Origin of the sequence: Fibrobacter sp. UWB15 (assembly GCF_900177705.1) — a bacterium.
GTDB lineage: Bacteria > Fibrobacterota > Fibrobacteria > Fibrobacterales > Fibrobacteraceae > Fibrobacter.
This window is the reverse complement of sequence record NZ_FXBA01000018.1, coordinates 1-15,626: the sequence shown is the minus strand read 5'-3', so window position 1 is coordinate 15,626 and position 15,626 is coordinate 1. Positions and strand designations below refer to the sequence as shown.

Genomic DNA, 15,626 nt, shown 5'->3' with positions numbered 1-15,626 from the left:
GAAGCCCAGTAGGGCAAAAAACAGGTGGCTCCGTCAGGCCGGACTAGTGGCTCTCACTTCTCCGGACTGGCGGCTCCGCCGCTCCGGAATAATCAATCAATAGTTGCCTTTTCTTTTGTATTTTGAATTTTTAATTTTGATGGTTTTTTTACGGAAGCGATGAATCCAGAAATATTTAGTTGAGAATAAGTTATATGTTGTATTTTTTGAAGGTTACTGGAGTTGCAAATGTTTTTGATGAATTCGTCTTTTGTATCTCCTGTGTTTATGCACCATAAAAATTGTGTATCTTGTATTAGGAAGTCGAGATCTTCCATTGAAATCTTATTGTCATTGACAAATATGCAAAAAGAAGGATCAAATATTGAAAATCTAAAATCAAGAGCAATAAGTTGACGTAGATATTCAATGCGATTTTTGATTCCATCATTTAAATCACTGAAAATGATAGTTGTTCCGTTTGAAGAAGGCGGATACACATTTGTGACGTTCTCGCTAAGAGGCGTTAAATTATAATCGCTGGGCTTAACATTATCTTCAATCGCTTCGTCAAGACCTTTGTTATCTATAGTTCCTCCAGTCAAATCAGAAGAGCCCGTTTTGGTTAAAATGGAAATCTTACGTGCACAAGATAACAACGCCAATTTACCAATACCCTTTCTGCCAATAAAAGGACGATGACCGGGGGAATGCATGGAACCATCTTTTCTTTTTGAGTACCCGATCATTAAAAATTTATTTTGAAAATCATCGGGCGTCATTCCAACGCCATCATCTTGAACAACAAGCTGGTTCTTTTCTCTATCTATGTATATATGGACATTTTTTGCGTCCGCATCCCATGAATTAGATATAGCTTCACCTATAACGGTTATAAGGCTTCGATACAAATTTCTCCCTAAGTGATTTAGGACGCTTAGGGAAATGTTGAATTTATAATTTTCCATCATGCTCCTCGCATTGTTTTAAATGTTGCTTTATACTTTTCCCAATAATTTCCCCTAATTTCGGGGGAACGGCATTCCCAATGTATCGTGATGCTAAAGTTGTTGATACTGATTTTTCATCTATAAAAAAACGATAGTTTCTAGGGAAGGTTTGTATTAAAGCTGCTTCGCGAAGAGAGATTGCTCTATTTTGTTCGGGATGTCCAAATCGACCATTTCCTAGGCCTGTGCACTGTGTGGTCATGGTTGGCGCAGGCTTGTTCCAATCCATACGGCCATATACACTACCAAAGGTTTTACCACTTTTTCTTTTATGACATTTAAGCTGTAGTTCTTTGGGCCAGTCCGTCCAGCTTCCATTTGCAGGAGTTGCTTTTATTCGTTGTAGATTTAAAGGTGTTAGCGCTCGTGCTTTGTGTAAAGCGTCATTTGGATCCCGTTCTCCTGCCTCAAGGGCTGGCAAACCTCCAATTACATCCTTTACGGTTACATAATCTTCTGCAGTATGTGTTGGGGGGATTAATTCAATTTTTCCTTTTTTTGATGCCAACAAAACTAAACGTTTTCTTGTTTGTGGAATTCCATAATCGGGACAAAAGACAACTTTATAGCTTACATTATACTCGTTGCGCTCCAAAGTTTCAACAAAACGTTGAAAAACATGTTCCAATTTGAATTTTAAAATTTGTGGAACATTCTCCATTGTGAACTATATCGGGTTGAACATCTTCCACTAGTCGTCCGAATTCATCTAGCAAACTGTACTTATTCGGGTCTTTATTTTTGTTTTTGAATGCGTATGAAGAGAATGGCTGGCAGGGAGCACACCCTGCAAGGACACGGATTGCTCCTTTGCTATAAGTATTGTTTATTTCTTCCGCTGTTACTTTGCGAATGTCTTCATATCGGAATTCGGCATCATTATTGTGATGATATGCATATTCACAAGTATAGTCTAGGTCGTATCCGGCTTTTATTTTAAGCCCTTGGCTCTTTAATCCGTAACTCAGGCCCCCTATCCCGCAAAACAGATCGACGACTTCTATAAGGGGCGTTTTTTTTTCAGCGGATTTCTTGTGATTTCTTGCCATATAAACAAAAATACCAAAAAATTTCAACAACCTTCGTAATTGGAGGAAAAAACTCATAAATATAGTTAATATCCCGCATCCGCGTTAGGGATAGTAACCCCTTGGGGCGGAGACGCGCTTGCGCGGCTCCGTTGCAAGAGCGGCGCGGGGGAGCCGTAGGCACGCACGGGGCGCCTTGCAATATAGCCCGACCCGCGCGTGCGCGGGGAACGTCCAACTAGCGTCCGTTCCCCAGACCATATGGAACATTCTAAGTTTCAGGGGGATGCCCGCTATGCGACGCTGCTCGATGTCATGAGCAGCATGGAACTGTTCTACAAGAAGAATCAGAACCTATTCGTGTTTGTCGCCAAGAACAAGCACAGCGGCAACAACAAAATCAACTGGCAGCGAACCATTGCGAAAAAGATTCCCTTTATCCAGGGCGATTCACCAATCTACATGGAACTGGTGAACAAGAAGAAGGTCTTCGATCTGGACGACAGGCTGCTTGTCTTGTATTTCTCGGCGATGAAGTTCATTCAGGACGAGTTCGGGTTCGAAATGCCGCAGAGCGAGTACTATGTTCCGCTCAAAAAGCAGGAGTTCGCACGCCTTCTGGAATGCGAACGCGGGCTGCGCGAACTTCGCCGTATCAAGTACAAGTATTTCGAAGACCGCCTGCTGAAACTCTACAACATAATGGAGGCGTTTTTCCGTTGGGGCGCCAAGTACACCAACAAGAACGTAAAGGCGAAGGAATACCTGATTGCAAATTCGTTCAACAACGTTTTCGAGGCGATGATCGACAGTCTCATCAGCGACCAGGACGAAGAAGTCGCGAAGTTGAAGAAAAACGAAGACGGCAAGATAATCGACCACCTGTACAAGGAAAAGTCGCTGATATTCGCCGACGGGAGCGAAAGCATTTGGCACATTGGCGATAGCAAGTATTATAAAGAAGAAAACGATGTGCTCGGCCAGTCGATTGCAAAGCAGTACACCTACGCCAAGAACATTGTCCAGGACTTTTTCTCTCCCGATTTTGTCGATGGCAATGACGAATGCTATAGTTCGGGCGTTCATCAAGGGGTGCGCTATAGGGACTCGGTGACGGAAGGCTACAGCGTCACGCCGAACTTCTTTATCCGCGGATTTGTTCCGGAATACGAAAACGACGGCCAGTACGACGATCCGTATTTTTCGAAGAAAGGCGAAACAAAGGATATCGTTGAGCCCGGCGAAGAAAACATGTGGGGTAAGCGCAACCGCCATTTCCGCAATCGCCTCTTTGACCGCGACACGCTCCTGCTGAAGGTGTACAACATAAACTTCTTGTATGTGCTAAAGACCTATACCTCTAAGCATTCGTCCCTGCGCGACGATTTCAGGAAGAAGACCCGAAAGAGATTCCGCGATGATTTTTTGGAGCTGCTGGATAAATATTACGTATTTTACGCAGTATGGCCCAAAAATTCGGAGACCGAATTTGTCAATGTTCATTTCCGCATGCTTGCCGGAAAAATTTTCAAGCCCGCGGATTTAAAATGCATTATATTGGCTTTGGAAAAAGCTTCCATTGATGACGACGATGTAAAAGAAATGTGGAAGAGGATAGAGGGCGGTTGCGAAATGATAGCCCGCGTAACTCCCAAAGAAATTTGGGAGAACGACTTGAGTGATTTGGAAGAAGCTGAATTTGAGGAAAAATCAGTTGTCTTTGACGAATCGCTAAATGGTTTCTTTGTCAAGAGAGAAAGTTTTGAAAAGGCCAAAATAGGTGAAGTCCATAGGCTTCCTAAATACATCATGAATAAACCTGTTGTAGGCAATGTATTCTTGCAAAATGGATTTTCAGCCGGCAACCCTAAATTTTCTGACAAGGACGAATATTACTTCTTGCCCTGCAAAGAAGGCTGATTTTTCTTGCATTTGTGTTAAAATATAGCCCGACCCGGCCCTTCGGCAAGCTCAGGGACCTGGGCCGGGGAACGCTACAGAGAAATGCGGGAAATAACGCTCGGGCGTTGACTTTCCGCTGACCTCTTTGTATATTTATCCCTGTATTACGACAATCCCTGCGACAGTCGGCATAGGCCTTGCGGCCCGTACGTGCATCCGCGGTGGGGCTCATCAACCTTCTTGTTGATGTTGTTGGATAGCTGATAGGAACACGACCTATTCGAGTGTACTCGCTAAGGCGGGTGCCAGGTAACGCCGAGGAAGACCCTCGCCAACAGCATTGCAAGAGCATCCCAAAACATAACAAACCCAAATTGTGCCTGCAGTGCAGACGCAATTAAAACCGTTTTCAACGTTCGCTCATGCCGAGCGGGCTAGAGGATTATTATGGCAAGAAAAACTGATAAATTGGCTGTCGCGGAGTTTCCCCTCATCGATGAAACCTTACTCAAATCGCGGATATATACCATCCGCGGGGTCAAGGTGATGCTTGATGCCGACCTGGCCGAGATTTACGGGTATACGACAAAGAGATTTAACGAACAGGTGAAAAATAATATCGAAAAATTTGATGAAGATTTTCGTTTCCAATTAACTTTAAAGGAGGCGGAAACATGTTCAAGGTCGAAAATTTCGTCCTTGAACAATAGTCGACGAGGGACTAACATAAAATATGCACCCTACGCATTCACCGAACAGGGTATCTACATGCTCATGACGGTGCTCAAGGGCGAACGGGCAACTGCTCAAAGCAAGGCTTTGATTCGCCTTTTCAAGCAGATGAAGGACTGCATTGTGGAGAACCAACAGTTGATTGGGGTTGATTTGTTCTGCTCAAAATATAGCCCTGCCGATAAGGACGAGGTGTAAAAAACATGTATTTCAATGTGTATTGTAATGTGTATTGACAAGTGTATATGCATTTTCTATAATAGAGAGGTCAATAGATGAATATCACAAGGCACGCTTTTGAGAGAATGCGTGAAAGAGGATTCACCGTGGAAATGCTTGGAAAGGTTCTACGGAGAAAAGTCTTAGTACACGCCCCATCTGATAAAGAAGGTGTTTCTAAAATTATTACCGAGGTTGACAATCGATTTTGGACGTTAATTGTCTCTGACGATTTGAAAACTTTGATAACTGTAAGGAGAGCTCATGAAGACGAAGTGCAAAAAGTGCGAGAAGGTTAGGCTGCCCAAAGGGTTCAAGCTGGTTGACGATTTCTTGTCTAAAGAGGAGATTGAAGCGCTTGAAAACGACACCTCGATGAGAGATCCGATGGTTATCACCGGCGGTCATGAGTCGGAGACGCTGGAGGAATCCATTGCGCGTATCAGTCGCGCTATTGCCGAGGCCAAGGAAGAAAAGAAGATGTATTCCATAAGGCTCAAGGTCAAAACGGTGGAATCGATCAAACGCAAGGCCGCCGCCGCGGGCATCCCTTACCAGACTTACGTGAACGTGTTGCTCGACAACGCCGCATCTGCCTAATGTGGGTGACAACAGAGGGTGTAGACTTCCTGCTGGTCTCTTTGTATATTTATCCCCGTATTACGACAATCCCTGCGACAGTCGGCATAGGCCTTGCGGCCCGTACGTGCATCCGCGGTGGGGCTCATCAACCTTCTTGTTGATGTTGTTGGATAGCTGATAGGAACACGACCTATTCGAGTGTGCTCGCTAAGGCGGGCGCCAGGTAACGCCGAGGAAGACCCTCGCCAACAATATTGCAAGAGCATCCCATTTTCAGCGCATCGCGTTGAAAATCCCCTACATAAGAAGAACCAGTTATCGCAAAATCTGCGACAACTAAACAATGCGCATTTTTTGCGTGTTGTTTGCGCCACGTTTCACAAAAAGGATATCAACATGACCGAAAAATTACCCGTAGATGTTCACCAAGCTGTCAAGACAATAAAAAATGCCATCCTTCAAAGCCAATATAGGGCGGCGAAGGGGGTAAACAGGGAGCAACTGTCGCTCTATTTCGGGATAGGCCGATATATCTCGGAACATTCCAGAAAGGGGTTCTGGGGAACTGGGGCCATCGACCGCATCAGCGAACAGTTGCAGAAAGAATTGCCCGGATTGAGGGGATTCGGCGTACGCCAAATAAAGAACATGCGTTCTTTTTATGAAGAATGGCATCTGATGCTTGGTAAATCGGCAGCCGATGGCTGCCGATATGTTGAACGAATTTCTCTCGATCAGTTTTACGCATCATATAGAAATAATTAGCAAATCAAAAGACTTGCAAGAACGCCTCTTCTACATCCATCAATCATTCGTCAATCGTTGGGACAAATACAAACTCCGCGATATGCTCAAATCGGACCTGTTCCAGCATCAGGGCAATCTTCCCAACAATTTTTCGACCACCATGCAGAATACAAGGAACGCCTTGCAGGCGATTGGCATGTTCAAGGACGAGTACCTGCTCGATTTTATCAATGTCGAGGAGCTGGGTGTACGTGACCAGGAGGATATTGACGAAAGGGTCGTAGAAAACGCGATTGTTCACAATGTCAAGAATTTCATCATGACTTTTGGGCGAGACTTCGCTTTTGTCGGCAACCAGTACCATCTGGAAAAATTCGGGCACGACGATATTTGGGTCAATTGAGTGCATACTTACGCATTCTCGATACTAAAGTCAAGAAGCCCTTCGAAAATCCGAGCATCGGCATCATCCTCTGCAAGGAAGCTGACAAGACTTTTGTCGAATTCCTTATTCAGGGGTACGACAATCCGATGGGGGTTGCCACCTACAAATCAGCAGAAGATGTCCGTAAGGCGCTACCCTCGGAAGAGGACCTGCGCAAGGCAATGGACAGGGAGAGTTGAACATGACCTATTTTTTCATCAGTGACTTACACGTAGATTTTTACTCGCCGCTCAGCCGGACAGTTTCGCTGTTGCGTCAGTATTTCGAGGAATTCTTCAAACGGTATTTTTTGCCGGCGGATGTTTTTGGTGCTGAAAAAGACTTCCCAACTTCCGAAAGCAAGATGGATTTTTTCTTGAAAGAGTCCGCAAAAATTACGAACATTCACCTGTTAGAAAATTGCATGGAGGACGGCATTGCCGGATGCATGGGTATGTGTGATTTCAAGTACACGCACACACCGGGAGCGTCGGAAATCTTGAATCAGATGCTATGGTCAACACGCTGGTTCGATGGCCGTCATTGGAACTACATGCGTAATTGCGGCCCGTACGTGCATCCGCAATTAAAACCGTTTTTAACGTTCGCTCATGCCGAGCGGGCTAGAGGATTATTATGGCAAGAAAAAGTAAAATACCGAAATTGTGGCGCTCTCGGTTGCTGTGTATCTTTTTTTAAAGATACTATCTTTGTAGTGTATGGCTTTAGACTCTTCGAAAATGTATCCGTTGCTCCCTCTGAGGGACGCTATTGTATTTCCGCACACGACCCGCCGCATTCTGGTCGGCAGGGACATTTCTTTACGTGCTCTTGAATACGCCGAATCCCACGACGGCGAAATCATTCTTTCGGCTCAGAAAAATATCGAGCAAGAAGAAATCGAAAACCCCATGCTGGACCTCTACTCGGTGGGTATCCTTGCCCACGTGAGCAATGTGACCCCCTTCCCGAACGGTTGCGTAAAGGTGGTTCTCGAAGGCGAACAGGTGGTGGACCTCCGTTCCATCGCCACCAAGGATAACTATTTGACGGTTACGGTTTCGGCCCACAAGCCCTCGATTACGGCAGCAGACAAGACTCCCCGTTTCGAGACGGTGCTCACCCAGTTCAAGGAATATTCCTTGCACCGTAACATTTCCGAGGGCATGGTGGACGCCCTGTTCACCATGGACAGCCAGATCAACGCCTTTTACGGCATGATTCCCTTCATGCAGATTTCCATGGACGAACGCCAGCGTCTGCTCGAAATTGGCGATATCGACGAACTGGCGGAACGCTTGGTCGAAATCATGCAGGTGGCGGCCGATACCGACACCATGATGGTCAAGGTGCAGCAGAACGTGCGCCAGAAGATGGCCCAGCAGCAAAAGGAATGGTTCATCTCGGAACAGATCCGTCAGCTGCAAGACGAACTGGATGGCGACAGTGGCAACGCCTCGGAACCGGACCAGCTGCTCAAGAAAATCAAGGCGAAAAAGTTCTCGGCTGCCATTCAGGAAAAGCTCGAAGAAGAAATCAGCCGCATGCGCCTGATGCAGCCGACGTCTCCGGAATACGCGGTGAGCCGCAACTATTTGGACTGGTTCCTGACGCTCCCGTATGGCGAATACACCGACACCGTCCTCAACATGAAGAAGGTGAAGAGCGAACTGGATTCCAAGCACTTCGGCCTGGACAAGGTCAAGGAACGCATCATGGAATACGTGGCGGTGCTCAAACTGACGGGTACCGAGCGCCGTGCTCCGATTCTTTGCCTGGTCGGTCCTCCGGGCGTGGGTAAGACGACTTTGGTGGAATCTATCGCCCATGCCATGCAGCGCAACTTTGTTCGTATTACGCTGGGCGGCGTGCGTGACGAGGCCGAAATCCGTGGCCACCGCCGTACCTACATTGGTGCCATGCCTGGCCGCTTTATCCAGGCGCTTCGCCGTGCCAAGTGCATGAACCCGATTATTCTGCTCGACGAAATCGACAAGATGGCAAGCGATTTCCGCGGCGACCCCGCGAGCGCGATGCTTGAGGTACTGGACCCGGAACAGAATCACGACTTTACCGACCACTTCATGGAGGTGGGTCTCGACCTTAGCCGCGTGCTGTTTATCGCGACGGCGAACAACGAGGCCGAAATCCCCGAAGCCCTGCGCGACCGCTTGGAAATGGTGCGCCTGCCCGGCTACTACCCGCACGAAAAGTTGCAGATTGCGAGCAAGTACCTGGTGCCACGCATTTGCGAACGCACGGGTATCGAAAACGGCAAGGATGTCGCTTTTGATGACGGTATTATCGGCAAGGTAATTCGCGAATGGACCCGCGAGGCGGGCGTGCGCGAACTGGAACGCACTCTCGAAAACGTGGTGCGTCACCGCGCCAAGGACAAGGTGATGGGCAAGAAGTTCAAGGCCGGAATCACCGAGAAGACTTTGCAGGATTACTTGGGTGCTCCGCGCTATTTGGATAGCCAGCTTCCGGACGCAGGCCGTCCGGGCGTTATCGTGGGTCTCGCCTGGACAAGTGTGGGTGGCGAAATTCTGCCCATTGAATGCATGCTCTTGCCGGGCAAGGGCTCGCTTTTGATGACGGGTAAGCTAGGCGACGTGATGAAGGAGTCGGCACAGATTGCTTTGAGCCTCGTGCGCGAACGCCTGAATCGCTTTGGCATCGATCCGAATATCGTGAAAAAGACGGATATCCACATTCACGTGCCCGAAGGTGCTGTGCCCAAAGATGGCCCCTCTGCAGGTATTGCCCTCACGCTTTGCTTGCTCAGTGCATTTACCAAGCAGCCTGTTTCGCCCGAAATCGCTTTCACCGGCGAAGTGAGCCTTACGGGTGCATGCCTTGCCATCGGTGGCCTCAACGAAAAGGCGCTTGCCGCACTCCAGGCCGGCGTGAAGACGCTTCGCCTTCCCGCCCAGAATCAGAAGGATGTAAACGAACTTCCGGCGCCTGCGAAGAAGGGCCTCAAGATCTACACGCACAAGCACATCGATGAAATCATCAAGGTGCTGTTCAAGGAAACGAAGGCCAAATCGTAATAACTTGATTGCTGTCTACTTCCAACTTCCTACTGTCTACTATTTCTATGGAATTTACTTTAGATGAAATGCGCGAGCACCTTGCAGCTCTCGAAGCAAGGATTAGCGAAGCCTGCAAGATTGCGGGCCGTAGCCGTGACACGGTTAAGCTCGTTTGGGTGAGCAAGTTCCACCCGGCAGAAGCTGTAGAAAATGCGATTGCGCTGGGTGCTACTGACTTCGGCGAAAACCGCGTGCAAGAAGCCGAACTTAAGTTCAGCGAGCCGCGCAAGGCACTCAATGGCGAACGCGTGCGTTGCCACGTGATTGGCCCTGTACAAAGTAACAAACTCAAGAAGGCGGCAATTGTCGCCGACTGCATCCATTCTATCGCAAGTATCGAGGCGGTAGAAAAGCTGGAACGCGTCTGTGCGGCACTCCCCGGCAACGGCGCCGACGCATCCCAGGGCAAGATTCTCGATATCCTTTTCCAGGTGAACGCCGGTGAAGAAGAAACCAAGAGCGGCCTCGATGTGCACGAAGCCGAGGCATTCTTGAACCAGCTTGCAGAAAAAGCGGGTGCCGCGACTGATGACGGCAAGAGTGAAAACTTCCCGCACCTGCGTTTCCGCGGGCTCATGACCATCGGGAAGAACACGGGCAACGCCGAAGACAGCCGCGAATGCTTCGCATTCCTCCGCAATCTTCAGCAGAAGTTCTTCGCAAAGGGCGGCGCGTTTGCCCACTTCGACCAGCTTTCGATGGGCATGACGGGCGACCTGGAAGTCGCCATCGAAGAAGGCTCCACCATGATTCGCGTGGGAACGGCCCTCTTTGGCGAACGTGACTATTCTAAGCCTGTAAACGACCCTGTTTAGAATCAAAAGACGCTCTTTTGGGACGCAAAAATGTCATCCCGGGCATGCCCCGGGATCATTTTTTTATATAGATTTCTTACTAAGAAACAGAAAGGAGTAAAATATGACTATTGGAATTGTTGCCGGCATTGTCGTGGTGGTGCTAATCGCCTGGTTCATTTCGATGTATAATGGACTTGTAAAACTCCGCAATAACCGTGAAAATGCATTCGCAAATATCGATGTGCAACTCAAGCAGCGTTTTGATTTGGTGCCGCAGCTGGTGAGCACTGTCAAGGGCTACGCCACTCACGAAAAAGAGACGCTTGACAAGGTGACCTCGGCTCGTGCCGCCGCCATGAATGCAACGACTGTCGACGAAAAGGTCGCTGCCGACAAGGCGCTTTCCGGTGCGCTTGCCGGGCTCCGCATCTCGCTCGAAGCTTACCCCGAACTCAAGGCCAACCAGAACTTCTTGCAGTTGCAGAATGAACTTGCCGATATCGAAAACAAACTCTCTGCCGCCCGCCGTTTCTTCAATTCTACCACTCGCGAATTGAACAACGCCTGCGAAGTATTCCCGAGCAACATTGTGGCCGGTATGTTCGGCTTCAAGCGTGCCCCGATGTACGAGGCCACCGAAAGCCGCGACACACTCAACAAAGCCCCCGAGGTGAAGTTTTAGCCTTCCCTCATGAAATACGTCGGACTCCAAACCCAGATTTGGCGGAACAACCGCAACAGCATCTTGCTGCTGTGCCTGTTCCCCGTTATTATCTTGGTGATGGTGTTTGCGGTCATTTTGTGCCTGGACTTTTTTGGCGTACTTTGTTCGATTGTCGAAGGCGGGTGCCCCGAAGGCCACGCCACCTACATGAAATACGGCATTCTGCACTGGCCCGAAGTGCGGCATAGTTTTTGGGAGGTGCTTCCTTACACTTTGCAGATTGTCGGCGTGTGGTTCATTATCGCCTATTGCGCGAATACCGCCATTATACGGCATGCGACGCATGCGAAACCCCTTGAGCGCAAGGATAACCTGCGCGTCTACAATATTGTCGAGAACCTCTGCATTGCAGGCGGCATTGAGATGCCGCAAATCAACATCGTCGAGGATAACGGCCTGAATGCGTTTGCGAGCGGAATCGACATTCCCTCGTTCACGATTACGCTCACGACCGGACTTATAGACAAATTAAACGATGCGGAACTCGCCGCCGTCGTGGGGCATGAACTCACGCATATCAAGAACCGCGACACGCGACTCATGGTGGTGTGCATCGTGTTCGTTGGAATCTTTTCGACCATTCAGATGGTATCGATGAAGCTACTTTCGGCAATGCTCCGCGGCCCTCGCAATCATTCCCGCAGCAGGCGCGGCGGTGGAAGCGGTGGCGTCATCATCATCTTTGCGTTGATTCTTGTTTTGATTTGGAGCACAATCGGCTACATTTTCAGCTGGCTCACGCGTCTAGCCATTTCGCGTTCGCGCGAGTACGTGGCCGATGCCGGCGGCGCCGAACTCTGTGGCGACCCGTGGGCGCTCGCTTCTGCCCTGCAGAAAATCTCGGATTACCCCGGCCTCGACACCGTGCGCCGAAACGACGTGGCGCAACTTTATATTATTCACCCCGACGAAGAATTCGACAACGATATGAAACTTAAGGGCCTCATCGCGAAGGCAAACATCATGTTCTGCACCCACCCCGATACGCCCGAGAGAATTCGGTTGCTGAAACAGTTTTAAGCCTGGTGTCACTCTGAGGCCGCTCAGTGTCGGTATTAACCTTTATTCTTTTCCCGCTTAATCTGCTTTAATTGCGCAAGCCTTTCGCCGAGTTGCTTTTCCTTGCCGTAGGGCTTGGGCTGGTAAATCTCGGTGCCTTCGAGTTGCTTGGGCAGGTGTTCTTGAGCGGAGTAAGCGCCGGGGCTGTCGTGATCGTACTGGTAGTCGATCCCGTAGCCCAGCTTTTCGCCGACCTTCGTGACGGAATTGCGGAAGGCGCGAGGTACAGGGAGCGTGCCTGTCTGCTTCACGATTTGGTCGGCTTTCATTCCCGCCAGTTCCACGCTGTTGCTCTTGGGCGCAAGCGAAAGGTAAATGGCGAGCTCGTCGAGGGCGATGAGTCCTTCGGGGATTCCCATGAAGTCGTAGGCTTCGCGGGCACTTGTGGCAAGCAGTAACGCGTTCGGATCGGCAAGACCGATGTCTTCCATGCTCATGCGCATAAGTCTGCGCAGAATGAAGCGCGGGTCTTCGCCACCTTGCAGCATGCGGTGCAGCCAGTAGAGGGCAGCATCGGGATCGCTTCCGCGCACGGACTTGTGCAAAGCCGAAATTAAATTGTAATGCTCTTCGCCGCCCTTGTCGTAACGCAGAGGCTTCTTGTACTGGAATTCTTCGAGAAGCTTTTCGTCGATGACTTTTTTATCGCCCAGATTCTTGCCGATCCATTCAATCTGATTCAGCAGGAATCGTGCGTCGCCATCGGACTGTGTGATTAACTTGTCTATAACAGCTTCTTCGACTTCTACATCTTTAAGTTGCAAACCACGCGGGTGATCGCGCAGTGCACTAAAAATCAGCGTGCGCAAGTCGTCCTTGCTCAAGGGCGCAAAAAGAATCAGCTGGCAGCGGCTAAGTAGCGCGCTGTTGACCTCGAACCCCGGGTTCTCGGTGGTGGCGCCTATGAGCGTCACCGTGCCGTCCTCGACGGCACCCAACAGCGCATCCTGCTGTCCCTTGTTAAAGCGGTGGATTTCGTCGATAAAGAGGATTGTGTCCTTGAACATCGCCTTCATCTTGCGGGCATCCGCCAAAACTTCCTTGACTTCCTTGACGCCGCTCGCGACAGCCGAAAGCGCCACGAACGCCTTCTTGGTGTGCTGGCGAATCACGTGGGCAAGGCTCGTCTTTCCGCAGCCCGGCGGGCCCCAGAAAATCATGCTCGGCACATTGTCGTTTTCGAGACTCTTGCGCAACAGGCTCTGCTCGCCCAGAATCTTGTTCTGGCCTAAAAACTCATCGAGGTTCCTGGGGCGTAATCTTTCGGCGAGCGGCTGGTCCATCTTGTTACTCGGTTACAAATTCAAGCTTGCTAAAACCGCTGGGCAGGTCGCGCGTGGGGCGGCCGCCCTTGGTCATGCAGTGGAGCGTTGAACCCGTGGTGCAGAGCGTCCCGTTCACGTAAGCCTTGTATTCAAAGCGGAACTTGAGGCTGCCTTCGCGGACCATGGTCGTCTCGATGTCCACGAATTCCCCGTAGTGGGTAGGTTGTCTGTAGCGTACGGAAATTTCGAGTACCGGTGCGGCAAAGCCCTCGGCTTCCATTTCTGCATATCCTGCGCCAACGGCGCGGAAGAATTCGGTACGGGCCTGTTCGAACCATACGGGGTAAACGGCGTGGTGGACGATTCCCATCTGGTCGGTTTCTGCGTAGCGGACATCGATCCGCGCGGTGTGCTTGAATGTGCAAATTTCCATGCGCTAAATATATAAATTCAGAACTTTTAAACTAGAATTTTGAATCAAATATGATTATATTTTGGGCGGAGGAATCTGTGAGTATTCTATATAAGTTAATAATTTCGCTTTCAATCCTTGTCCTTGCGGCCTGCACCTCTTCCGATGAACCTGTGCACAAGGCCGTCGTGACAGGTAACGAAGTGTACAAGCGTCATTTGGCGAAGGGCGATAACGTGGTCATGGACTGCTATGTGTACGCTACCGAAAACAGTGTCGCGGTCGACATGTCCTTGGATCTTATTGCTTATGACCATTCGACAATGACCATGACCATGGTGACCGAAGTGGGCGACCCGTTGTGGTACACGGCGGATATAACTCTTTCGGGAGTCCTGCTGAGTGAATATGAAGAAACCTGCGAATCCGTAAAAAGCCAATTTGAAGGCACTGACGCAGAGGTCCGCTGTTCCAACTCCAATATTCATAGCCAAATCGAGCTTCCCGGTATAACGAATCCGGTAAAGTTGCAGCTCATGATTGAAGACGCCATTGAGGAGAGCAAGGGGAAGTGCGATGACCTGTTCAATCAGTACAGGTCTAACTTCAGCGAATTCGACGGCGCTTGGGATTTTGGCGAACCAGTCGAAGCGGCGCAGTCCTGCGAAGTCAATATGGCTAATGACACCGTTTACCTGAATGTCGCTTATTTGGACAAGGCTGTTACCATGAAAACGACAATGGCCGATGCGTCCACGTTCAGCACAACAGAAGAATATGTCGGACTTGATGACGCGACGCTTGTTGAAATTTGCAATGCGCACAAGGACGATGACGACATTTACAGCTATTCGGTAGGCTGCAATGGTCCGTGGTATGTCTATTCGCATCCCGTGACGATCAACGGAACGGCAATGACCCTGGAAGACTTGGCTGTTTCTATGAAAAAGGAACTGTGCCCGGGCTTTTTGATCGGCAGTTATACCCTGGAAGACTTGTGGAAATGATGGCCTATTTATAAATAGTTGTTACTGAATAAGTTAGCCCCTTTTTCCTCCGAAAAAGGGGTTCTTTTTTGGCTTTTTAAAACTATTCACAATCTATTCACACTCTTTTATCTAGTATGTAGACAGATTTATTGAAAAAAATGAAAATTTTTTGCTTTTTTTGACGAAATTCGTTGACAAAACCCAATAAAACTTATTAAATTTGGCTCACTCCTATGTTCAGTAATGAAACTAGGGTGTGCCAAAGTAGCTCAGCTGGTAGAGCAGCTGATTTGTAATCAGCCGGTCGTAGGTTCGATTCCTATCTTTGGCTTAGACATAATGGGTCGTTGCCCGAGTGGTTAAAGGGGACGGACTGTAAATCCGTTGGCTTACGCCTACCGTGGTTCGAAACCACGACGGCCCACGATAAAACGCCTGCTGAAGCAGAGAGCGCTTCAGCAGGCTATTAAGCCCAGGTAGCTCAGTGGTAGAGCACTTCCTTGGTAAGGAAGAGGTCTCGGGTCCGACTCCCGATCTGGGCTCTCACTAATTGGAGATAGAATCATGGCAAAAGAACATTTTGACAGAAGCAAGCCGCACTGCAACATCGGCACCATCGGCCACGTTGACCACGGCAAAACCACTCTGACCGCCGCAAT

The 15,626-nt window shown here is 49.1% G+C and carries 13 protein-coding genes, 3 tRNA genes and 3 pseudogenes; 15 read left to right on the top strand and 4 right to left on the bottom strand.

What is annotated here, in order from left to right; translation table 11 throughout:
* Window positions 1–92 precede the first annotated feature (92 nt).
* On the bottom strand, window positions 93–950 hold the full coding sequence (locus tag B9Y58_RS14150; protein WP_073058338.1) for an ATP-binding protein: 858 nt from the start codon (window positions 948–950) through the stop codon (window positions 93–95).
* Window positions 934–2,038 (bottom strand): annotated as a pseudogene (locus B9Y58_RS15205) (DNA cytosine methyltransferase). Before B9Y58_RS15205 ends, B9Y58_RS14150 begins: the two are co-directional and overlap by 17 nt.
* Window positions 2,039–2,278: 240 nt before the next feature.
* Between B9Y58_RS15205 and B9Y58_RS14140 the strand changes: the two are divergent.
* The 10 genes and pseudogenes from B9Y58_RS14140 (at window position 2,279) to B9Y58_RS14105 (ending at window position 12,262) form a co-directional block, all read left to right on the top strand.
* A complete protein-coding gene (locus B9Y58_RS14140; protein WP_073058339.1) occupies window positions 2,279–3,937 on the top strand; it encodes an LlaJI family restriction endonuclease in 1,659 nt (552 codons plus the stop codon).
* Window positions 3,938–4,366: 429 nt separating this feature from the next.
* Window positions 4,367–4,798 (top strand): annotated as a pseudogene (locus tag B9Y58_RS14135) (ORF6N domain-containing protein); the annotation flags it as partial.
* A gap of 128 nt (window positions 4,799–4,926) precedes the next feature.
* On the top strand, window positions 4,927–5,169 hold the full coding sequence (locus B9Y58_RS14670; RefSeq protein WP_143154729.1) for a DUF4258 domain-containing protein: 243 nt from the start codon (window positions 4,927–4,929) through the stop codon (window positions 5,167–5,169).
* Window positions 5,135–5,470, top strand: a complete 336-nt coding sequence (locus tag B9Y58_RS14130) for a CopG family antitoxin (protein ID WP_073058340.1) — start codon at window positions 5,135–5,137, stop codon at window positions 5,468–5,470. The genes B9Y58_RS14670 and B9Y58_RS14130 overlap by 35 nt, the downstream gene beginning before the upstream one ends.
* A gap of 378 nt (window positions 5,471–5,848) precedes the next feature.
* Window positions 5,849–6,823 (top strand): annotated as a pseudogene (locus B9Y58_RS15200) (PDDEXK nuclease domain-containing protein).
* A 2-nt stretch (window positions 6,824–6,825) separates the two neighbouring features.
* Entirely contained in the window at window positions 6,826–7,458 is a 633-nt protein-coding gene (locus tag B9Y58_RS14660) for a hypothetical protein (protein ID WP_143154730.1), read from the top strand.
* Entirely contained in the window at window positions 7,343–9,679 is a 2,337-nt protein-coding gene (lon, locus tag B9Y58_RS14120; protein WP_073058341.1) for an endopeptidase La, read from the top strand. Before B9Y58_RS14660 ends, lon begins: the two co-directional genes overlap by 116 nt.
* A gap of 47 nt (window positions 9,680–9,726) precedes the next feature.
* Window positions 9,727–10,536, top strand: coding sequence for a YggS family pyridoxal phosphate-dependent enzyme (locus B9Y58_RS14115; RefSeq protein WP_073058342.1), 810 nt, complete (start codon window positions 9,727–9,729; stop codon window positions 10,534–10,536).
* Window positions 10,537–10,639: 103 nt separating this feature from the next.
* Window positions 10,640–11,200, top strand: a complete 561-nt coding sequence (locus B9Y58_RS14110; protein WP_073058343.1) for a LemA family protein — start codon at window positions 10,640–10,642, stop codon at window positions 11,198–11,200.
* A gap of 9 nt (window positions 11,201–11,209) precedes the next feature.
* A complete protein-coding gene (locus tag B9Y58_RS14105) occupies window positions 11,210–12,262 on the top strand; it encodes a M48 family metallopeptidase (protein WP_073058344.1) in 1,053 nt (350 codons plus the stop codon).
* A 35-nt stretch (window positions 12,263–12,297) separates the two neighbouring features.
* On the opposite strand, the gene B9Y58_RS14100 is transcribed toward B9Y58_RS14105, so the two are convergent.
* Window positions 12,298–13,584, bottom strand: a complete 1,287-nt coding sequence (locus B9Y58_RS14100; RefSeq protein WP_073058345.1) for a replication-associated recombination protein A — start codon at window positions 13,582–13,584, stop codon at window positions 12,298–12,300.
* 4 nt (window positions 13,585–13,588) lie between these two features.
* The gene (locus tag B9Y58_RS14095; RefSeq protein ID WP_073058346.1) at window positions 13,589–13,999 is read right to left on the bottom strand and encodes an acyl-CoA thioesterase; all 411 of its coding nucleotides are present in this window, start codon (window positions 13,997–13,999) and stop codon (window positions 13,589–13,591) included.
* 77 nt (window positions 14,000–14,076) lie between these two features.
* Here B9Y58_RS14095 and B9Y58_RS14090 point away from each other — a divergent pair, with 77 nt between their 5' ends.
* From B9Y58_RS14090 to B9Y58_RS14070, 5 genes are all read left to right on the top strand, one after another.
* Window positions 14,077–14,985 (top strand): hypothetical protein, encoded by a 909-nt coding sequence (locus B9Y58_RS14090; protein ID WP_143154731.1) that lies wholly within the window; start codon window positions 14,077–14,079, stop codon window positions 14,983–14,985.
* Window positions 14,986–15,225: 240 nt separating this feature from the next.
* A tRNA-Thr gene (locus tag B9Y58_RS14085) sits at window positions 15,226–15,298 on the top strand.
* Window positions 15,299–15,308: 10 nt separating this feature from the next.
* A tRNA-Tyr gene (locus B9Y58_RS14080) sits at window positions 15,309–15,391 on the top strand.
* 46 nt (window positions 15,392–15,437) lie between these two features.
* Window positions 15,438–15,509 (top strand) — tRNA-Thr (locus tag B9Y58_RS14075).
* 22 nt (window positions 15,510–15,531) lie between these two features.
* Window positions 15,532–15,626: GTP-binding protein (locus B9Y58_RS14070; RefSeq protein WP_139258098.1), on the top strand; the 95-nt coding region annotated here is incomplete at its 3' end.